Origin of the sequence: Kitasatospora sp. GAS1066B (genome assembly GCF_041262605.1) — a bacterium.
Classification (GTDB): Bacteria; Actinomycetota; Actinomycetes; order Streptomycetales; family Streptomycetaceae; genus Kitasatospora.
The window spans coordinates 176,943-197,420 of sequence record NZ_JBGCCO010000013.1; the positions used below are offsets into that span (position 1 = coordinate 176,943).

The following is a 20,478-nucleotide window of genomic DNA, read 5'->3' on the forward strand; positions in this document are numbered from 1 at the left end:
AGAAGGAGCAGGCGGATGAAGGCGTTCGTGCCCACCGGCACACCGCACGAGCTCGGCCCCACCGTGCGCCTGGCCGAGGTCGAGGAGCCGGTGCAGCGGCCCGACCAGGCGCTGGTCAAGGTCGAGGCGTACTCGGTGAACCGCGGCGAGACCTTCGTGCTGGAGCGCCCGCCGGCCGGCTGGCGGCCCGGCAAGGACGTGGCCGGGCTGGTGGTCCAGGCCGCGCCGGACGGCTCCGGGCCGCCGGTGGGGCGCCGCGTGGTGGCCCACCCGCCGGCCCTCGGCTGGGCCGAGTACGTCGCGGTGCCGACCACCGCGCTGGCCCCGATCCCCGATCGGCTGAGCACCGCCCAGGCCGCCGCGCTCCCGCTGGCCGGGCTGACCGCGCTGCGCCTGCTGCGCACCGCCGCCCGGCACACCGGACACCTGGCGGGCCGGCGGATCCTGCTCACCGGCGCCTCCGGCGGGGTCGGGCACTACGTCACCGAACTCGCCGCCGCGGCCGGCGCGCGGGTGACCGCCGTCAGTGCCTCGGCGGAGCGCGGCGGGCGGCTGGGCGAGCTGGGCGCGGCCGAGGTGGTGCGGCAGGTCGAGCAGGCCGAGGGGCCGTTCGACCTGGTGCTGGAGTCCACCGGCGGCGCCGACCTGCCGCTCGCACTGGACCGGCTGGCGCCGCGCGGGCTGCTGCTCTGGTTCGGGCAGGCCAGCCGGCAGCCGGTGACGCTGGACTTCTTCGCCATCCTGAACGGGCCGGTCAGCGCCACCATCCGGCAGTTCAGCTACGCCGACGTGGACGGGCCGGACGGGCCCGACCTGGCCACCCTGGTACGCCTGACCGCCGACGGGCGGCTGCACCCGGAAATCGGCACGGTCCGGGACTGGACGCGGACCGGCGAGGTGCTGGCCGAGCTGCGCGGGCGGCGGATCCGCGGCAACGCCGTACTGACCGTCAACTGACGTGCAATTCACGAGCATTGGGAGAGGAAGAGTCATGAGCGAGGAACTCACCCCGAAGGCCGTGGTGGTCCGCTACGTCAACGCCGTCGCCGCGGGAGACCTGGCGACCATCGTGGACAGCTTCACCGAGGACGCCACCTGGTGCTACCCCGGCGACGTCCCGCTGACCCGGGTGTGGACCGGCCGCGATGCGATCGTCAACGACTTCCTGGTCGGCGCGGGCGCGCTCTTCGCCCCGGACGGGGCGCCGACGGTGACCCTGACGAACGTGCTGGCGGACGGCGACCAGGTGGTCGCCGAGTGGCGCTCCGAGGGAGTGACGGTGGCCGGTGCGCGGTACGACAACCAGTGTCTGGGGGTGTTCACCGTCCGCGCGGGCCGGATCGCGACGGTGCGCGAGTACGCGGACACCCAGCACGTCGCCAAGGTGCTCTTCCCAGACGCGTGAGTGACGTGCGGCCTAGGGCCTGTACGGCGGATCTTTTCGGATGAGCCCGCGGCGTTGGGCGCCCGGCTGGGCGTGCGCCCGAGTCGTCCTCGTACTGGACGTACTTGGGCGATTCGGGCGTGCGTCCAGCCGGGATGCCCGGCGTCGCGGGCCCGGAAAGATCCGCCGTACAGGCCCTAGCGGGCCACCAGGGCGTCCAACTGGTCGCGGTCGAGCGTGAGTTTGAGGCCACCGTAGGACTCGGTGACCTCGCCGCGCAGCTGGTGGGCCCGACGGTGCGCCGACCACTGGTCGTCCGTCAGGACGCCGCCGCCGTCCAGGCTGGTGCGGCTGTCCCAGCGGGCGTACCAGACAGCGTCGGGCAGCGGGGCGGCGCCGGCCCGGGCGGCGGCGGCCAGGTCGGCGACGCCGCTGTCGAGATTGGAGTAGAACCCCGCGAAGTAGCCGGCGTTGTGCAGCGCCTGGGTCCAGCCGAGGGTGAAGTCCACCACCGCCTTCGCGCAGCCCGGGTCGCCGCCGCGGTAGTCCTCCATGTCCAGGTAGACCGGGCTGCCGGGGCCGATGCCGATCCGCTGGGCGCCGTGGACCGCCTCGGCCGCCTCCTGCCGGCCCTGGTCGACGGCCTGCGCCGGGTCGATCCGCTGGGGCTTGTTCGGGGTGTCGTTGCACGGCGCCTGCCGTCCGACGTGGGTCGGGATCAGCCGCCAGCCCAGCGTCCGGACCTGGCGCACCCAGTCGGCGGTCAGCCGGGGCTGGGTGCAGCCGCGCTGCCGGCCGCTGGTGTAGACGCCGACCGCGCCGTACGGGGAGGCGCCGCGCCAGGCGCGCATGGCGTCCAGCGACGGGGCGGTGCAGGTGTCGAAGGCGCTGCCGGTGAAGACGGTCTGCGGGCCGGCGGCCAGCGCGGCCGCACCTGGATCCGGCAGCACGGTCGGCGGCGCGGCCGGGGCGGCTGGAGCTGACGGGGCGTCCGGGGCTGAATCCGGCGGCGGCACGGGGGCGTTGGACGCCGGATGCGCGGAGTGTCCCGGGTGTGCTGGGTGTCCCGGGTGCCCTGGGGATCCCGGGTGCCCCGACGCCGGGGTCCGGCTGGCCGTCTCGGCGTACGCGAGCGGGAAGCCCCGCACCGCACTTCCGTCGGTGGCCAGCAGCAGAACGAGGGCGGCGGCCGACAGCGCCGCCGAACGCAGGTAGCGGACCATCCCTCGATACTGGCCGCGCCTGACGGCTCGTCGGGCGATCCGGGGGCGGACGCGCCGCCCGCGCGCTCCAGGATCACCCGGGCGGCGCAGCGCCGGACCGGGCCGACGCCGGACATGCCGGTGGGCGGTGCCGTTGCCGACACCGCCCACCGGCTCGGGGCGCGGTGACCCTTTCCGCCGCCCGTCACCGACTCACTTGATGATCGGCGCGAAGTCGATCTTGACGTCCTTGTTCGACTGGTCCGCGTAGACCCAGCCCGAGTTGTCCTTCACCCCAACGGTGTTGTTCTGGTTGGAGGCGCCGCTGCCGGTCGCCGTCTGCTGGGTGGCGTTGTAGTTGCCGTCGACGGAGCCGAAGATGTTGCCGCTGCCCACGTTGGACACGACGCTGCTGTTGGACCCGTCGTTGGCCCCGCCCACGTTGTCGGCGAAGGCCGCTCCGGCGCCGGCCAGCAGCAGGCCTGCGGCGAGCGGAGCGGCGGCCAGTGCGACGATCACCCGAGCGGTGCGGTTGCGTGCCATGGAATCCTCCAGAAATCCGGAAGTGGACTGATTGCTGCGGGAGTTCGCGGCCAGACGAACTCCTGCGGGCTGCGACGCCGAGATCAGCATTCAGCGGCCACCCGCCGATCCGCCAGCCCCCACTCGACAATTAGCTCGATCGCGTGAAGTCGGAACGCTAAACCCGCGGCCCCGAAATGCCGATATCCATAGGCCGTTCTTCGGCCAAGGCCACCCGTGACCAGCCTGGTCCCAGCACGGCGGCAGGCCGCGCCACCCCACCCGCGCCACCCCGGAATGGCTCAGAACAGCTTGCCCGGATTGAGGATTCCCAGCGGGTCAAACAATCCTTTCATCTGCTTTTGCAGCTCAAGTCCGACCGGCCCCAGCTCCCGTACCAGCCATTCCCGCTTGAGCAGTCCGACCCCGTGCTCGCCGGTGATCGTGCCGCCCAGCTCCAGACCGAGCGCCATGATCGCCTCGAAGGACTCCATGGCCCGGGCCACCTGGTCCGGATCCTTCGCGTCGAAGGCGACGATCGGGTGGGTGTTGCCGTCGCCCGCGTGGCAGCAGACGCCGATGGTCAGCCCGCAGCGCTCGCCGATCTCGGCCACGCCGGTCAGCATCTCGGCCATCCGGGAACGCGGCACCGCCACGTCGTCCACCATCGTGGTGCCCAGGGTGTCCATCGCGGTCAGCGCCAGGCGCCGGGCCTGCAGCAGCAGTTCCGACTCGGCCTGGTCCTCGGCCGGCACCACCTCGGTGGCCCCCGCGGCCCGGCACAGCTCGGCGACCGCCGTCAGCTCCCGGGTCCGTTCCGGACCGTCGAAGGCCACCAGCAGCAGCGCCTCGGTGTGCTCCGGCAGCCCCATCCGCCCGTAACTGTTGACCGCCCTGACCACCACCGCGTCCATCAGCTCCATCAGCGAGGGCGTGAAGCCGGCCTGGGTGATCGCGTTGACCGCCGCGCAGGCCGCCGTCGCGCCGCCGAACTCCGCCACCAGCGCCAACTGCGGCGCGGGCGCGGGCTTGAGCGCCAGCACCGCGCCGACCACCACGCCCAGGGTGCCCTCCGACCCGACGAAGAGCCGGGTCAGGTCGTAGCCGGCCACGCCCTTGGCGGTGCGCCGCCCGGTGCGCAGCAGCCGGCCGTCGGCCAGCACCACGTCGAGACCGAGCACGTACTCGCTGGTCACCCCGTACTTGACGCAGCACAGGCCGCCCGCGCCGGTGCCGATGTTGCCGCCGATGGTGCAGGACTCCCAGCTGGACGGGTCCGGCGGGTAGGCCAGGCCGAGCTCCTCGGCGGCCCGGGAGAGCGCGGCGTTGACCACCCCGGGCTCGACCACCGCGATCCGGTCGACCGGGTCCAGCTCCAGGATCCGGTCCATCTTCAGCAGCGACAGCAGGATGCAGCCCGCCACCGCGTTCGCCCCGCCGGACAACCCCGTCCTGGCCCCCTGCGGGACCACCGGGACGCGCAGCTCGGTCGCGGTGCGCAGGACGTGCTGGACCTGTTCGACCGTGCTCGGGAAGACCAGCACGGCCGGCTCGCCGGCCTCGCAGAAGCCGGCCATGTCATGCCGGTAGGCGGCGGTCACCGCCGGATCGACGACCACCGCCGCCTCGGGCAGCCCCGCCCGCAGGCGGTCCATCAGCTCGCTCATCACTGGCCCTCTCCTCGTCCTCGGAGGAGGCCAGTGTGACGTACCGTCAGCCGGCGTGGCGCCGGCGCCCGCTCTGCCGTCCCTGCACCGTCAGCACACCCACCAGCACCGCGATCAGCGCGGTGAGCACCAGGCTCACCGGTCCGAAGCCCCAGCCCAGACCGTGGTGGCTGCGGTCGGCGCCCATCCAGTCGGCGAACGAGGCGCCCAGCGGCCGGGTCAGGATGTAGGCGAGCCAGAAGGCGAGCACCGCGTTGAGCCGCAGCTTCCAGTGCGCCAGCGCGGGCAGCGTGATCGCGACGGCGAAGACCACGCCGGAGGAGAAGTAGCCGAACCCGCCGGTGGAGGCCGTCAGGTCACCCACCGCCGTGCCCAGCGCGAAGGTGGCCAGCACGGCCGCCCAGTAGAAGAACTCGCGCTTGGGCGTGCGCACGCTGTGGATCGACAGCGTCCCCTCGCTCTTGCGCCACCAGGCGAAGATCACCAGCAGCGCGACCAGGAAGCCGGGCGCCGAGACGAGGTACGGCACCCCGAACCCGACGTGCAGCACATCGGCCGCCATCGTCCCGAAGACGCTCACCATGGTGACCGCCAGCCAGTACACCCACGGGACGTACCGCTTCGCCCGGAACTGCACGGCCAGCGCCGCCAGCAGCAGCACCCCGCCCAGCCCGACGGCCGGGATCGGATTCAGCGTGCGGACCAGGTAGTCCGAAGCGTCCTCGCCCATGCCGGTGGTGAGCACCTTGGTGACCCAGAACAGCGCCGTGACCTCGGGCACCTTGCTCAGCAGGCGCCCGGCGGTGGCGACCGGCTCGCTCGGCCGCAGTTGAGCAGTCGTCATGCGCCCTACCCTGCCAGGCCAAGCTGAAGACCAGCTGAAGATCTGGAAAGACCTCGGCCCCCGACCGCTTTCGCTGGTCAGGGGCCGGTCCGTGGCGGAGAACGTGGGATTCGAACCCACGGTGCGGGGTCACCGCACGACAGTTTTCAAGACTGTTCCCTTAGGCCGCTCGGGCAGTTCTCCAAGCGGAGGTCAGCCTAACGGGTCCACGAGGGTTCGGTGCACCGGTTCGTGGTGCGGGTGGGTCAGGAGTTCTGGTCGCCGGAGCGGCTGCCCAGGGTGACGGTGGTGTGGCCGGGAGTGCCGTTGCGGGTGTAGTCGACGTCGACCTTGTCGCCGGGGGCGTGCGTCCAGATGGCGCTGACCAGGGCCGGGCCGTTGTCGATGATCTCGCCGCCGAGCTTGGTGATCACGTCGCCGGGCTTGAGGCCGGCCTGGTCGGCCGGGCCGCCCGCGGTGACCGGTGCGGTGCCCTGGACCGGGGAGGTCATGATCTGCGCGCCGTCGCCGCTGTAGTCGTCGTTGCGCAGCACGCCGAGGGTCGCGTAGACCGGGGTGCCGGTGGTGATCAGCATCTGGGCCACCCGCTTGGCCTGGTTGATCGGGATCGCGAAGCCCAGTCCGATGCTGCCGGCCTGACCGCTGCCGCTGGAGTTGGACTGGATCGCCGAGTCGATCCCGACCACCTGGCCGCTCGCGTTGAGCAGCGGGCCGCCGGAGTTGCCCGGGTTGATCGAGGCGTCGGTCTGCAGCGCGTTCATGTAGGAGGTCTGGGTGCTGGCCTGGTCGCCGGAGGCGACCGGGCGGTTCTTGGCGCTGATGATGCCGGAGGTGACGGTGCTCTCCAGGTCGTACGGCGCGCCGATGGCGATCGCCGCGTCGCCGACCGCGACCTTGTCGGAGTCGCCCAGCGGGAGCGGGGTCAGCTTCTCGCTCGGCTGGGCGTCCAGCTTGATCACCGCGAGGTCGTAGCCCGAGGCCTTGCCGACCACCGAGGCCGGGTAGCTGTTGCCGTCCGAGAACTTGACGGTCAGCTTGCCACCGTTGGCCGCCGGGGCGACCACGTGGTTGTTGGTCAGGATGTGGCCCTGGGTGTCGAAGATGAACCCGGTGCCGGTACCGGACTCGGTGCTGCCCTCGGCCTTGATGGTGACGGTGCTCGGCAGCGCCGCGTTCGCGATGCCGGCCACCGAGTCGGGGGCCCGGTTGATCGCGGCGGTGTTGTCGGCGGTGGTGGTCGTGGTGCTGTTGCGGCTGTTGCCGCTGGTGACGGCCGAACCCGAGTTGCCGCCCTTGAGCGCGGCACCGGTCACGCCGCCCGCGATGCCCGCCACCAGGGCGACGGCGGCGATCAGCGCGACCAGGCTGCCCTTGCCCTTCTTGCGCGGCGCGGGCGCCGGCGCGAAGCCGCCGGGGTACTCGCCGGGGTAGCCGGGGCCACCCGGGTAGCCGGCACCGCCCGAGTAGTCCTGACCTGCGGTGTAGTCCGGACCTGCGGGGTAGCCCTGCTGGGGGGCCGACCAGCTGTCGCCGTGCGGGGTGCCGGTACCGAACGGGTGCGGCTCGCCCTGCGGGGCGGCGGCCGGCCCGCCGGGGGTGATCGGCGCTGCGCCCGCCACGGGAGCGGTGAGGGGGGCGACGGGCGGGGCGGCCGGGGCCGCGTACGGGTTGCGGGGCGGCTCGACCGCGGGGGTCGAGAGCACCGGCGGCGGCGCGTCCAGGTAGGACGGGGCCGGCGGCGCGTCGATGACGGTGGGCTCGGCGGCGGGTGCGGCCGCGGGGGCCTCCTCCGGCGCGGGCACCTTGTGCAGCGCCAGGGTCGGCTGGGCCGGCGCCACCGGCTGGCGGCCCGCGGGCTCGCTCGCGCTGTCGCTCACCACGGGAAGCTGCGCCGTCGGCTCGCTCGCTGTCGGAGTGTCACCGACCGTCGAAGTCCCCCCCGGCTCGCCGTGCCCGGTGGAGAGCTGCTCCCCCTGCGGACCGGTGGAACCACTCTCGTGCTCGGTGCTCACGGACGACCTCCATAGCTGACAGGGACGTTGGCCCCTAGTTTTTCCTATGCCCGATCTGGTTGCCGTAAGGGGCCGCCTGAAGAACTGGTAAGAATCCTTAGACAGACCGAACAGCCCCCGTTCGCCCTACTCGCGACACCCGGACGGCCTCCCCGACGGCGTCCCGCGATCCGGACGGTGCGCTGTCCCGCCTTGGCGTGAGCCGAGCCCCGGGCTACCCTGTCGCTTCTTAACATCGACACGCGGGAGCTTGGACCCACCAGGCTGAGAGTGCGCTGGTCGACCGTACGCCATGGCGATGACGCCGGTGCGGCCGAGGGAGCGCAGACCGCCGGAACCTGTCCGGGTAATGCCGGCGTAGGGAGTCTGTGCCATGACGGCTGATTCGCCTTCCCCTGCTTCGACCGCTCTGCTCGATCGGCCCGCGGACGGCGGCCGCGCCGAGGCGCCGCTGGTGCTGGACACCGCGCCGCCGCGCACCCTCGGCTTCAAGGACCAGTTCGCGCTCTGGGCGAACCTGGGGATCAGCCTGATCGGGTTCACCAGCGCCGCCACGGTGCTCGGGCAGCCCGGCAGCGAGCTCTCGTTCACCGCGGCGATGACCGCGATCGTGGCCGGCACCGTGATCGGCACCGCGATGCTGAGCGTGGCCTCGCTGATCGGCGCTCGGACCGGCGCACCGGCCATGGCCGTGCTGCGCGGGCTCTTCGGCACCCGGCTGTCGTACCTGCCGACCGTGCTGAACATCCTGCAGTGCGTGGGCTGGGGCGTCTACGAGCTGATCGTGATCTCCAGCGGCGCCCAGACGGTGGCCGGCACCCAGGGCTGGCGCTGGCTCTTCGTGGTGCTGGCCGGGGCGCTGACCACCGTGCTGACCATCTGGCCGCTCGGCTCGATCACCGCGCTGCGCAAGTACGTGGCGATCGCGGTGGGCGTCGCGATGGTCTACTTCACCGTGCAGTTGGGCCGGCAGGGCTGGCCGAACCCGGGGGCCGGCAACTGGACCGGCTTCCTCAGTGCGACCGACGCGATCATCGCGGTCTCGATCTCGTTCGTGCCGCTGGCCGCCGACTACACCCGGCACTCGCGCACCGGGCGCGCCGCCTTCCTGGGGACCTTCTCGGGCTACACCATCGCCCAGGTCTGGTGCTACGCGCTCGGCCTGATCGCGCTGCTCCAGTCGCACGGCAACGCCGACAACCTGCTGAACTCCTTCACCGGGGTGACGGCCGGCTGGGCCTTCCTGCTGGTCCTGGTGCTGCGCGAGGCGGACCAGTCGTTCGCCAACGTCTACTCGACCGCGATGTCGGTGCACAACCTGTTCCCGCGGGTCGACCGGCGGCTGCTGACCGGCGGGCTCGGCGTGCTGGTGACGGTGCTGGCGCTGCAGATCACCTCGTACACCAACGCGTACTACGCCTTCCTCGGGCTGATCGGCTCGGTCTTCGTGCCGCTGCTGGCGGTGCTGGCCGCCGACTACTTCCTCGGGCGCGGACGGCACGGCTGGGACCTCTCCCAGCAGGCGCCGGCCCGGCCGCTGATGCTGCTGCCCTGGGCGCTGGGCTTCTGCACCTACCAGTTCCTGGCCCCGACCCAGAACGCGGGGAAGTGGACGCACTTCTGGACGGACCTGCAGGGCTGGCTGCACTTCACCCCGCAGGAGTGGACCTCGGCCTCGCTCTTCTCCTTCCTGGTGGCCGGGCTGGCGACGCTGGGCCTGACCCGGCTGAGCCGTGCCGCCTGACCGGGTCGAGCCGTGCCGCCCGACCCGGCTGACCTGCGGAACCCGGTGTTCGGGCGGTCGTCGCGTCCGCGTCACCGGCTCGTTCTAGGGTGAGCCTGTGACGACTCCCGATCTCTGGACCGCCGACCCCGCCCACACCGCGCCGGCGGTCCAGGTGGTCGCCCACCGCGGCTCCTCCGCCGCACTGCCCGAGCACACCCTGGCGGCGTACCGGCGGGCGCTGGCCGAGGGGGCCGACGCGGTCGAGTGCGACGTGCGGCTGACCCGGGACCGGCAGCTGGTCTGCGTGCACGACCGGACCATCGCGCGGGTCTCGGACGGCGGCAGCAAGGTGGTCTCCACCCGCACTCTGGCGCAGCTCCAGGCGTACGACTTCGGCTCCTGGAAGCCGGACGCCGACGCGACGGCGGACGGGAGCGCGAGCGGCGCGGCGGCGGACCCCGAGCGGCGGTCGGTGCTGACCCTGGAGAGCCTGCTCGAGCTGGTCGCCGACTGCGGCCGGCGGGTGGACCTGGCGATCGAGACCAAGCACCCGGTGCGCTACCGGGGCGCGGTGGAGGCCGAGCTGGTGCGGATGCTGCGCCGGTTCGGGATCAGCGGGGCGATGGGCGGCGAGGGCGACCCCGACCGGCCGCACGCGCGGCTGATGAGCTTCTCCGGACTGGCGCTCGGGCGGCTGCGGACGGCTGCGCCGGAGTTCCCCCGGGTGTACCTCTTCGAGCACCCGGCGCTGCTGCGGGCGTGGCCGGGCGCGGGCCTGCCGGCCGGCGCGGTGATCGCCGGCCCCGGCATCGAACTGGTCCGCCGCAGGCCGGAACTGGTCACCAGGCTGCGCGCCGCCGGGCACCGGGTGCACGTCTGGACGGTGGACCGCCCCGAGGACGTCGCGCTCTGCCTGGAGCTCGGAGTGTCGGCGATCATCACCAACCGGCCCCGGGACGTGCTGAGCCAGCTGGGCCGCTGACCGCCCGCGCGGGGTGGCCGAGTTGGCGTACGCGGGCGCGAAACCGGGTGACGTGGTGGGCCCCGGCGGACGGAATCCACTCCCTCGATTGACGCAGCGTAAGCAGTTAATCACCTTTTGCGCACAGCGCGTTGCGGCACCATCGGCGACTTCACAATTGACGGACCACGAGCGAGTCAACCCGTTTCCGGCGCATTACCTCGGGGCATCCATCCCTCGGCAAACGCTGAAGGAGGTCCGGGGGTGGCGTTGATGGTGGCGCGTGAAGTGCCGACTTCATCGACCATGGCGGTGCCGCACGGCCCAGCCAGTGTGGGGGCCGCACGGCGCCGGCTGCGGCGTGATCTGGGTGCGCGCGAGGTGCCCGATACGGTCATCGATGACGCGGTTCTGATCCTTTCCGAACTGCTCAGCAATTCCTGCCGCTATGCGCGGCCGCTCGCGCCTTTGCTGGAACTCGCCGGGGGGGCGACCGAGGAATTCCCGCTGCATCCCACCGATTCGGCGAAGCCGGCGGACCGGACGGACTCCACCGCCGGGACGGCCGACGTCGAGGTGGAGATCGAGGTCGACATCGCGGTCGAGGAAGCCGCCGCGCTCGACGCGCTGCTGGTCGGCGCCGGTGCCCACCGGCGCCAGGCCCCGGCGCACGAGGTGCGCGAGGCGGCCGGACCGGCCGAGCAGCCCGGCGGGGTGCTGGTGCGCTGGCACGTGCACGGCGACGGCCTGCTGACCCTGGAGGTCACGGACGGCGGCGCCAGCACCAGGCCGCTGCCGGCCAGCCCCTCGCTCACCGCCAAGGGCGGGCGCGGCCTGAGCATCGTCGGGCAGCTGGCCGTGGAGTGGGGCGTGCGGGACGCGCCGGGCGAGGTGACGGTCTGGGCCGCGCTGGCGGCCTGGGACGACGAGCCGGCCCGCCGTTCGGCCTGACACCCGGGGCGGAACCCGCCGGGCAGGCTCGTCACGCGCTGCCTGTCCGTGCTCCGTGCTCCGCGCGCGAGCGCACGCGCGCCTGCCGTCACCGGCCCGGCGCCGCGGCGGGCCGGGCCGGAAATCTCAGTAGGCTGCCCCGGAGAACAGTGCCCATCACTCCCGGGAGAGCCGCACCATGGCCAAGAAGGCCGCCAAGAAGTCGTCCCAGCCGAGCCGCACCGCCGCGCCGGGCGGCACCGTCCCCGCCGTCGGCGCCCGCGAGGACTGCCCGTGCGGCTCGGGCCGCCGCTACAAGGCCTGCCACGGCCGGCAGGCCGCGCACGCCGTCCAGGAGCTGGTGCACCGCCCGTTCGAGGGACTGCCGGGTGAGGCCGACTGGGTGGCGCTGCGCGAGCTGGTGCCCGCCGCCACGGTGCCGCTGACGCTGGCCGCCGGCGTGACCGACGGCGCGTCGGGCGAGGTCCCGTCGGTCACCCTGGCCACCGTGCTGCCGCTGGCCTGGCCGGCCCTGCGCCGTCCGGACGGCTCGATCCTGCTCGGGCTGCAGACCCAGTCCTCCTCCGGCGACCTGAGCCGCGACCTGGCGGACGCGCTGACCGAGGCTCTGGTCACCGAGCCGGGCAACCCGGTGCCGACCCGCCGGGCCGCCGCCGAGGGCCCGCGGCTGCAGGACCTGCTCGACCCCACCGCGCCGTTCGTCCCGGCCGTGCACACCGGCTTCGAGTTCTGGCTGGAGGACGCCGAGGCCGCCACCGGCGAGGTCGCCGCCTCGCTGGAGCGGGCCAACGCCTCGGCGATCCCGACCGAGAAGCTGGGCAGCGTGGACAGCGCCTACTGGTGCGGCACGCCGGACAAGAACCACCTGCGCTGGGTGATGACCGTGCCCGAGGAGCAGCTGCTGGACGCGCTGGCCCGGCTCTCCGCCACCGGCGAGGCCTCGATCGGTGAGGGCACCCGGCTGGTCGGCTCGTTCCGCGCGCACGGGCTGACCGTGCCGGTCTGGGACCTGCCGGTGGCGATGTCGGCGGCCGACTGCGAGAAGCCGGCCGCGGCCTTCGCCGAGCGGCTGACCGGCGCGCTGAGCGTCACCGCGCCCCTGACGGCGGACGAGCGCCGGGCCCGCGCCAATCTGGTGAGTCGTCAGGTCACCCTGAACTGACCGGACATGGCGTATTGTGATCGCTTCTGATCACATGAATGTGACTCCAGTCACATTCACCCTCGGAAGTGCCGATTATCGGGGTCGGGTCGCGTCAGGAAATTGGCGGCGGCGCGAATCCTTGTTACTGTCTAAAACAGTCCGGCCGCTGGTGCATCCCCCGTCGCCAGCGGCCGGATCTTCCATATCGGCCGTCGTGTCGTTCCCGACGGCCTGTCAGTGGATCTCAACAGGGTCTCAACAGGGCCCCAACAGGGTCTCAGCAGGTCTTCGAGTGGGCCGTCAGTAGGCCAGTCGACTCCCGTCCGGTGCCGCGGATCCCGCCGCCACCAGCGCCTCCAGCAGGCTCGCCACCGGCGGCAGCCACACCCCGCCGCCCGGCCCCGGTACCGGTCGCCGCACCCAGCGCACCCCGGCGCCCTCCCGCAGCCTTCGGCCGGGGGTGCCCCCGTCGCCGACCCGCGAGGGCGGCAGCACCAGGAAGCCGCCGGGCCCGTGGTAGCGCACCGAGCTCGGCACCTCGCCGGGCGCCCCGCCCGAGCACAGGGTCCGCTCCTGGTCCACCAACAGCTCCGCCAACTCCGGGTAGGAGTACGGCGCGACGAGCAGCGCCCAACGGGTCGGGCCGGCCAGCACCGGGCCGGTGGGCAGCCGCAGCGCCGCCAGGTACTCCAGCAGCCGCCCGCCCGCCACCGCCGGCAGGCTGACCGCCGCCACCGCCCCGCCGGTCGCCACGATCACCGGCGCCTGCGGGCTGTGCCGCTCCCACCACCAACGCACCATCCGGGCATCGGTGGTGGCCGCCAGCAGGGACTGGTCGTGCGGGTGCGCGGCGGGCACCGCGCAGCGCGCGTCACCGCAGGAGCAGATCACCATCGGCTCACCCGCCACCGGTTCGCCCGGGCCCGGCTCACCGGGAACGCCCAGGTCCCCCAGGCCGCCGACCCGTTCGACCAGCACCGCGCCGGGCACCACCGGCCAGCGCCACCGCTCCGCGCAGGTCAGCGCCGCCTGGAGCAGCGCCTGCCGGGTCCTGCGGTGCCTGCTGGACAACTCCCGCGAGTCACGCATGGGCACTCGTTCCTCTCCGCGACCGGGTGGATCAAGACCGGGTGGACCGCCGGCGGACCGGCTCACGACCGACTGGTTCGACGGCTACTTGCTCGGCAGCCACCGAACCGGCTGAACAGCTGGCGCGGCCGGGGAGCCGCAGGATGTGCTCGGCGTCATGCGCGACGGGACGCCGACCCGGGCAGGCCTCGGGTGCGTCCCTGGAACGAGAATCCCTCATGCGACCAGATGGACGCCCTTCGGCGGCCTCTGGTTCCACCGTACGAGTGAGTGACATCTGGTCAGACCGGTTACCGGGCGGGGGGATCCCTACGCTCCGGGCAGGGTCCGGCAACCTCTGGACAGCTTCTGCCCGCTGACGGTGCCGTCCACGCACGGCGTAGAACCAGCCATCCGACGGGCCCCGATCCTGGACACGCCCGATCGTCCTGTGTAGAACGTCCTGTGTAGAAGTGGGGCATTGGAGTGGTTTGGCAGGCCTTTGTGCGGTATGGCCACAGCGCTGGGAGTCGCGACATGAGTGACAAGCGTCCGTCCGGCGCGGCCGGCACGAGTGGCGGCACGAGCGGTGGATCGTCGGACCCGGCCGAGAGCCCGGGGGGCGGAGACGGGCCGCCACCCTCGCTCGGCAGCCTCGCCACGCTGCTCGACCTGCCGCAACCCGCCGTCCCCGGAGCCCAGTCCAGCCGGGCCGCCGAGGCGCCGGGCGGATCGTCCGGCGACGCATCCGGCGAGCTGCCCGACCCACCGGCCGGCCGCGCGCTCGGCGTGCCGGCCGGTGAGGTGCCCGGCGAGCCGGGCAGCCTGCTGGACCAACTGCCGCCCCCGGAACGGCTCGCGGCGCTGGAGCAGCTGCACCGGCACACCGAGCGGCTGGCCAGGGCCCGCGGACTGGCCGCCACGCTGGCCACCCTGCTCGACTCCGGCGGCGACCTGCTCGGCGCCCGCCGCGCGCTGCTCGTCCCGGTGGCCAGGGAGGGCGGCGAGAGCCGGCCGCCCGCCGACCGGCCGACCCCAGCCGCCGACTCGCTGAGCCCAGCCGCTGTTCGCGGCCCGGCCGGAGCCGCCTGGCAGGACCACGCGGGCCACGGCCCGATGGTGGGCCTGGCGCTGGACCACTGCGCGATCGGCGCGTTGGAGACCGTCCCGGTCGACCACGGCCCGTTCGCCGGCCTGCTGCGCACCACCGGCCGCCCGCGCCAGCTGCTGCACCGCGACCTGACCGCCACGGTCCCCGAGGTGGCCCCCCGGTTCCGCGAGGTGGCCGCCGACCTCGGCCTCGGCGCCTGCTTCGCGCTGCCGGTCGCCACCGAACAGGACGGCCCGCTCGCCGCCGCCGTCTGGTTCTACCCGACCGCCGGCCAACCCACCGAGCTGCAACAGGAGTTGGCCCGCAGCTACCTCGCCTTCGCGGCCCCGCTGCTGGCCGGCCGGCTGGCCGCCGAGCGCGGCCGACGGGCCACCGAGGCACTGCGCCGCGGCCTGCTGCCCGACCACCTGCCCTACCTGCCCGGGCTGCGACTGGCCGCCCGCTGGCTGCCGGCCGGCCTGGAGCACGCGTCCGGCAGCGACTGGTACGACGCGATCGCGCTGCCGGACGGCTCGATCGGACTGACCGTCGGCTCGGTCTCCGGTGACGGGCCGGGCGCCGGTCCCGCCTCCGCCACCGGCGCGGCCAGCGCGATGGGCCGGCTGCGGGCCGCGCTGCGCGCCTACGCCGTGCTGGAGGGCGAGGACCCGGTGGCCGTGCTCGGCGACCTGGAGCTGCTGCTCAAGGCCTGCGAGCCGGCTCGCACCGCCACCGCCGTCTACGCCTGCCTCGACCCCGTGGAACGCCGGATCACCCTGGCCGGCGCGGGCCACTGCCCGCCGCTGCTGGTCACCCGCTACGGCGCCAACTTCGTCGAGACCTCGCTCTCCGCCCCGCTCGGCATGCTCAGCTGCTGGGAGGCCCCCGGCGTGGAGCTGAACGCCGAGCGCGGCGACCTGCTGCTGCTCTACACCGAGGGCCTGGCCCGCCGCTGCGGCGCCACCCTGCACGCCGGCCAGGCGCGGCTGCGCAAGGCCGCCGCCGACGCCCCGCGCGAGGTGCGGCACGACCCGGAGCGGCTCTGCGCGCACCTGCTGGACTGCTGCGCCGACGGCCCCGGCGAGGCCACCGACGACCTGGTGCTGCTCGCGGCGCGCTTCGAGTAGCGGGGCGGGCGGAGCCACCGGGGGGGGTGGCGCGGCAGGTCATCCGTACCATGGGAGCCACAGCCGCCCGGCACGTGTCGCGATCCGACACGCCGGGGCGGAGTGACTTGCGAGGAGGCGACGAGCGTGACCGAGGACCGCACCCCGGCAACGGCGGACAACCCCGAGGGGGCCGGCACCGAGGAGGAGTCGGTGGAGCAGCCGATCAAGGGTCGGAAGAACGGCCTGTACGGCGAGGTCTCCGACGAGCTGGCCGAGTCGATGAAGTCCGGCTGGGCCGACACCGAGCTGCGCGGGCTCGCCCCGATCGAGCAGGCCTCCCGGACCGCCGCCCGGCGCGCCGCGCTCTCGGCCGCCTTCCCCGGTCAGCGCCTGGTGATCCCGGCCGGCAACCTGCGGACCCGCGCCAACGACACCGAGTACTCCTTCCGCGCCGCCAGCGAGTACGTGCACCTGACCGGCGACCAGAGCGAGGACGCCGTGCTGGTCCTCGAGCCGCGTGCCGAGGGCGGCCACGACCAGGCCCTCTACCTGCTGCCGCGCTCCAACCGGGAGAACGGCGAGTTCTGGCTGGACGGCCAGGGCGAGCTCTGGGTCGGCCGCCGCAACAGCCTGACCGAGGCCGCGCAGCTGCTCGGCCTGCCCACCCGGGACGTGCGCAAGGTCGCCGAGGAGCTCGCTGCGGCCGACGCCTCGGTCCCCACCCGGATCGTGCGCGGCTACGACGCGACCCTGGAGGCCGCGGTCACCAGCACCGAGGAGGGCGACGAGGAGCTGAGGGTCTTCCTCAGCGGCCTGCGGGTGGTCAAGGACGACTGGGAGATCGGACAGCTGCGCGCCGCCTGCACCGCCACGGTCAACGGATTCACCGACGTGGTGCGGGAGTTGAGCCAGGCCGTGGCCACCTCCGAGCGCTGGATCGAGGGCACCTTCTGGCGCCGCGCCCGGGTCGAGGGCAACGACGTCGGCTACGGCTCGATCGCCGCCGCCGGCCCGCACGCCACCACCCTGCACTGGGTCCGCAACGACGGCGAGGTCCGCCCCGGCGAACTGCTGCTGCTGGACGCCGGCGTGGAGACCACCACCCTCTACACCGCCGACGTCACCCGCACGCTGCCGATCAGCGGGACCTTCTCGCCGCTGCAGCGCAAGATCTACGACGCCGTGTACGAGGCCCAGGAGGCCGGCATCGCGGCCGTCAAGCCGGGCGCCCGGTTCCGTGACTTCCACGACGCCGCCCAGCGCGTGCTGGCCGAGCACCTGCTCGCCTGGGGCCTGCTGGACGCCTCGCTCTACGACGTCGAGAAGGTCCTGGAACTGGGCCTGCAGCGCCGCTGGACCCTGCACGGCACCGGCCACATGCTCGGCCTGGACGTGCACGACTGCGCCCACGCACGCCGCGAGTCCTACGTGGAGGCGCTGCTGGAGCCGGGCGTCTGCCTGACCGTGGAGCCCGGCCTGTACTTCCAGCAGGACGACCTGACGGTGCCGCAGGAGTACCGGGGCATCGGGGTGCGGATCGAGGACGACATCCTGGTGACCGCCGACGGCAACGAGAACCTCTCCGCCGCGCTGCCGCGCACGGCGGACGCGGTGGAGGCCTGGATGGCTTCGCTGAGCGGCTGATCCGGCCGGGAACGACCTGCGTGGGGCCCGCACCGGCCGACCGGTGCGGGCCCCACGCGTATCTCGCCGGGGTCGACCGGGTCCGGGGTGAAACGGCAGCTCCGGGTCAGCCGCGCGCCAGGGTCGAGCCGCTTCTTGCAGCGTCGGTCACCGATCGGTCGGCGGCGCTCGGCCGGGCCCGGAGATGATCCTCCGTCAGCCGGCCGCGCACTACACTCGCAAGCGGTTTCGCCACGTGCACAGGGGGGTCCATGACCGAGCGAGGGACATCGCGGCCGGTGGACGTGGCGATCGGGCGGCGCCCCGAGCCGGTGCACACCGTGGGGGTGTACGTCTTCGACGGGATGGCGCCGTTCGAGCTCGGGGTGGTGGTGGAGGTCTTCGGGCTGGCCCGGCCCGAGCTGGCGGGGCTGCTGGCCGCGCCCTGGTACGGGCTCAAGGTGTGCGCGGACCGGCCCGGGACGCCGCTCGAGGCGGTCGGCGGGTTCTCGCTGACGGCGCGGCACGGGCTGGCGGAGCTGGCGGCGGCCGACACGGTGATCGTGATCGGGGTGGCCAACGCGTTCAGCGGGGAGGTCTCACCGGAGCTGGTCGCCGCGGTGCGCACGGCGCACGAGCGCGGGGCCCGGATCGTCTCGATCTGCTCGGGTGCCTTCGCGCTGGCCGCCGCCGGGCTGTTGGACGGCCGGGAGGCCACCACCCACTGGCGGTACGCCGAGCTGCTGCAGCAGCGGTACCCGGCGGTGCGGGTCAAGCCGGACGTGCTCTACGTGGACCACGGCGACCTGCTGACCAGCGCCGGCAGCGCGGCCGGCATCGACCTCTGCCTGCACCTGGTGCGCACCGACCACGGCGCCAAGGTGGCCAACACGGTGGCCCGGCGGTTCGTGGTGTCGCCGCACCGGGACGGCGGGCAGGCGCAGTTCATCGAGGCCGCGGTCCAGCCGGTGGCCGAGCAGGAGGACGGGATCGCGCGCAGCATGCGGTGGGCGCTGGACCACCTCGGCTCACCGCTGACCGTCTCGCTGCTGGCCCGGGCGGCCCGGATGTCCGACCGTTCGTACCTGCGGCACTTCACCGCGCGCAACGGGAGCAGCCCGATGCGCTGGGTGATCACCCAGCGCATCGCGGCCAGCCTGCCGCTGCTGGAGTCGCTGGACGGGAGGGTGGAGGAGATCGCCGCGGCGGTCGGCTTCGAGAGCGCGGCGACCTACCGGCACCACTTCAGCCGCACCATGCGCACCTCGCCGACCGCCTACCGGCGCTCCTTCGGCACCGGGGCGGCCTAGGGCGCGGCTCGGGATCCGGGCCTCAGCAGACCAGGCCGAGGTCGGCGGGGGTGGCGGTCTTCGGGTCGACGGGGCGGCGGCCCTCGGTCGGCCAGCCCTCGCGGATCCAGTACTCCAGGCCGCCGATCATCTCCTTGACCTCGCGACCGAGCGCGGCGAGCTTCATCGCGCCTTTGGTGGAGCCGTTGCAGGCCGGGCCCCAGCAGTAGACCACCAGCAGGCCCGGGGGCAGCTCGGCGACCCGCTCGGGGGTGATCTCGGCCAGCGGGAGGCTGATCGCGCCGGGCAGGTGGGTCCTGCGGTGGGCGCCCTCGATCCGGACGTCGACGATGGTGAAGTCCTGCCTGCCGTCGCGCAGCGCGTACCAGACGTCGGCCGGGTCGGCCTGGCAGCCGAGGCGCTCGGCGAAGAAGGCGAAGGCGCGCTCCGGCGCGAGGGCCGGGATCTCGGTGACGGGCGAGGTGGCGGGCGAGGTGGCGGCCGTGGTCGTGGCGGCGGCGGTCATCGTCGACTCCTTGGCGGTGGGGGATTACCGGGCTGTGGGAAGATCCTCCGCCCCGGGCCCCGGCCACCGACAGTGGCGCGGACGACTACGACCGCCAAGATCCCGCCAGTGCCGTCGGTCGCCTCAGTACCCCGCGCGGGTACGGCTCGGTTCAGCCACCCATGGTGGCGGGGGTACGGACCTCGCCGCCGGTCTGCCGCGGGATGGTGCCCCGGCTCTTGGCCCGGCGCCCACCGCTGCCCCGGCTCCCGCCGCCGCGGGCACTGCCACGGCCCCGGCGCGGCTTCTTGGTCGGCCAGAGCAGCACGTAGGCGGTGGAGATCACCACGAAGGCCAGCCGGATCATGCCCTTGGTCGAGTCCGAGGGGATCAGCAGCGTGCCGCCGTACAGCGAAGCCAGCGCGATCCAGCTCCACCAGGGCACCAGGCGGCGCTGGCCGACCGCGTCCCAGAGCAGGGTGCCGAGCAGGATCGAGGCCGTGTAGTACGTGTACACGCTCGGGTCCAGCAGGATCCGGGCGTTCGCGCCGACCAGCACCACGGCCGGCCAGCGCCCGCGCCGCACCGCCAGGGTGCCCAGGCCCATCCCGACGGCGAACTGCGCGGGGCGGTCCCACCAGGGAGTGGACGGGTCGGAGACGCCCAGCCAGCGCAGCGAGGAGGCCGGCTGGTTGGGGATGGTGAACTTGGCGGCCGACAGCGAGCCCAGGTTGCTCAGGTAGAACGGCAGCCAGGCGATCGCGATCAGCCCGACGCACCAGAGGAAGGAGCGCTTCCAGTCCGGCCGGGGCAGCGCCAGGATCAGCGGGAGGAAGGAGATCGCCCACGGCTTGGAGTCCACCGCCAGCGCCAGGTAGATGCCCACGGCGGCGGGTTTGTTCCGGACCAGCGCGTGCACGGCGAGCATGGTGAAGAAGAGCGCCAGCACGTCGTCCATGTGCGCGAAGCGGACCGAGACCTCCACCCACATCGGGATGAAGGCCAGGCCCGCGATCAGGATCCGCTGCTGGAGCCGACGGTGGTTGGTGCCGGTGCCCCGGTAGTACCAGGCGGCGGTGCGGCCGACCAGGACCAGCATGATCAGGCCGAGGACGGACATCGTCCCCTCGGCCAGCACCTGGCCGATGTGGGCCGGGAACGGCGCGAAGAGCCGGGCGGCTGCCAGGCTCACCGGGCCGATCTGGAGCTCCGGGTGGTGCGCGTACAGGGCGAGACCGCCGCCCTCGCCGCCGCTGAAGAGCAGTTGCTCGCCCTGGCGCAGGTAATGCCAGGAGAACCCGCCACTGGGCTCGACCATCAGGAACCAGATGACCGTCCAAGCGACCAGGAGCACGTGGTGTCTGCGGACAGGCAGGCTTGC

At 73.4% G+C, this 20,478-nt stretch carries 17 protein-coding genes, 1 tRNA gene and 1 riboswitch; of the genes, 9 read left to right on the plus strand and 9 right to left on the minus strand.

Annotated features, from left to right (window positions below):
* Positions 1-15: 15 nt before the first annotated feature.
* Positions 16-957 (plus strand): zinc-binding dehydrogenase, encoded by a 942-nt coding sequence (locus ABH937_RS17200; RefSeq protein ID WP_280691070.1) that lies wholly within the window; start codon positions 16-18, stop codon positions 955-957.
* 34 nt (positions 958-991) lie between these two features.
* Complete coding sequence (locus ABH937_RS17205) at positions 992-1,405, plus strand: nuclear transport factor 2 family protein (protein ID WP_280691071.1); 414 nt, start codon at positions 992-994, stop codon at positions 1,403-1,405.
* 176 nt (positions 1,406-1,581) lie between these two features.
* Here ABH937_RS17205 and ABH937_RS17210 read toward each other — a convergent pair whose 3' ends face one another.
* The 6 genes from ABH937_RS17210 to ABH937_RS17235 all read right to left on the minus strand — a co-directional run bounded on the left by ABH937_RS17210 (position 1,582) and on the right by ABH937_RS17235 (position 7,631).
* Positions 1,582-2,607 carry a DUF1906 domain-containing protein gene (locus ABH937_RS17210; protein ID WP_280691074.1) on the minus strand — a complete coding sequence of 342 codons (1,026 nt, stop codon included), beginning with the start codon at positions 2,605-2,607 and terminating at the stop codon, positions 1,582-1,584.
* Between the two features lie 192 nt (positions 2,608-2,799).
* Entirely contained in the window at positions 2,800-3,129 is a 330-nt protein-coding gene (locus ABH937_RS17215) for a hypothetical protein (RefSeq protein WP_280691075.1), read from the minus strand.
* Positions 3,130-3,410: 281 nt separating this feature from the next.
* Positions 3,411-4,775, minus strand: a complete 1,365-nt coding sequence (locus ABH937_RS17220) for an FAD-binding oxidoreductase (protein WP_370218688.1) — start codon at positions 4,773-4,775, stop codon at positions 3,411-3,413.
* Positions 4,776-4,821: 46 nt separating this feature from the next.
* Positions 4,822-5,619: a hypothetical protein gene (locus ABH937_RS17225; protein WP_370218689.1), complete on the minus strand. Its 798-nt coding sequence runs from the start codon at positions 5,617-5,619 to the stop codon at positions 4,822-4,824.
* A gap of 92 nt (positions 5,620-5,711) precedes the next feature.
* Positions 5,712-5,802: transfer RNA gene (locus tag ABH937_RS17230), tRNA-Ser, on the minus strand.
* A 62-nt stretch (positions 5,803-5,864) separates the two neighbouring features.
* Positions 5,865-7,631: a trypsin-like peptidase domain-containing protein gene (locus ABH937_RS17235; protein WP_348533670.1), complete on the minus strand. Its 1,767-nt coding sequence runs from the start codon at positions 7,629-7,631 to the stop codon at positions 5,865-5,867.
* Positions 7,632-7,863: 232 nt separating this feature from the next.
* Positions 7,864-8,010: riboswitch (TPP riboswitch) on the plus strand.
* On the opposite strand from ABH937_RS17235, the gene ABH937_RS17240 reads away from it, so the two are divergent.
* The 4 genes from ABH937_RS17240 (at position 8,005) to ABH937_RS17255 (ending at position 12,431) form a co-directional block, all read left to right on the plus strand.
* Complete coding sequence (locus tag ABH937_RS17240; RefSeq protein WP_280691079.1) at positions 8,005-9,375, plus strand: cytosine permease; 1,371 nt, start codon at positions 8,005-8,007, stop codon at positions 9,373-9,375. (Overlaps the previous riboswitch by 6 nt.)
* Before the next feature lie 97 nt (positions 9,376-9,472).
* A complete protein-coding gene (locus ABH937_RS17245; RefSeq protein ID WP_280691080.1) occupies positions 9,473-10,339 on the plus strand; it encodes a glycerophosphodiester phosphodiesterase family protein in 867 nt (288 codons plus the stop codon).
* A 252-nt stretch (positions 10,340-10,591) separates the two neighbouring features.
* Complete coding sequence (locus ABH937_RS17250; protein WP_370145960.1) at positions 10,592-11,269, plus strand: ATP-binding protein; 678 nt, start codon at positions 10,592-10,594, stop codon at positions 11,267-11,269.
* A gap of 178 nt (positions 11,270-11,447) precedes the next feature.
* A complete protein-coding gene (locus tag ABH937_RS17255) occupies positions 11,448-12,431 on the plus strand; it encodes a DUF5926 family protein (protein WP_370218690.1) in 984 nt (327 codons plus the stop codon).
* A 282-nt stretch (positions 12,432-12,713) separates the two neighbouring features.
* Here the strand turns inward: ABH937_RS17255 and ABH937_RS17260 are convergent, their stop codons facing one another.
* Positions 12,714-13,502: a bifunctional DNA primase/polymerase gene (locus tag ABH937_RS17260; protein WP_280691084.1), complete on the minus strand. Its 789-nt coding sequence runs from the start codon at positions 13,500-13,502 to the stop codon at positions 12,714-12,716.
* Positions 13,503-14,018: 516 nt separating this feature from the next.
* Here ABH937_RS17260 and ABH937_RS17265 point away from each other — a divergent pair.
* From ABH937_RS17265 to ABH937_RS17275, 3 genes are all read left to right on the plus strand, one after another.
* Entirely contained in the window at positions 14,019-15,698 is a 1,680-nt protein-coding gene (locus tag ABH937_RS17265) for a PP2C family protein-serine/threonine phosphatase (protein ID WP_280691085.1), read from the plus strand.
* 126 nt (positions 15,699-15,824) lie between these two features.
* Complete coding sequence (locus ABH937_RS17270) at positions 15,825-17,324, plus strand: aminopeptidase P family protein (RefSeq protein ID WP_280691086.1); 1,500 nt, start codon at positions 15,825-15,827, stop codon at positions 17,322-17,324.
* 251 nt (positions 17,325-17,575) lie between these two features.
* Positions 17,576-18,613: a DJ-1/PfpI family protein gene (locus ABH937_RS17275; protein ID WP_280691087.1), complete on the plus strand. Its 1,038-nt coding sequence runs from the start codon at positions 17,576-17,578 to the stop codon at positions 18,611-18,613.
* A gap of 22 nt (positions 18,614-18,635) precedes the next feature.
* Here ABH937_RS17275 and ABH937_RS17280 read toward each other — a convergent pair whose 3' ends face one another.
* Positions 18,636-19,118, minus strand: a complete 483-nt coding sequence (locus tag ABH937_RS17280) for a rhodanese-like domain-containing protein (protein WP_280691088.1) — start codon at positions 19,116-19,118, stop codon at positions 18,636-18,638.
* Between the two features lie 151 nt (positions 19,119-19,269).
* Positions 19,270-20,451 carry a hypothetical protein gene (locus ABH937_RS17285; protein WP_370145950.1) on the minus strand — a complete coding sequence of 394 codons (1,182 nt, stop codon included), beginning with the start codon at positions 20,449-20,451 and terminating at the stop codon, positions 19,270-19,272.
* Between the last annotated feature and the right edge of the window lie 27 nt (positions 20,452-20,478).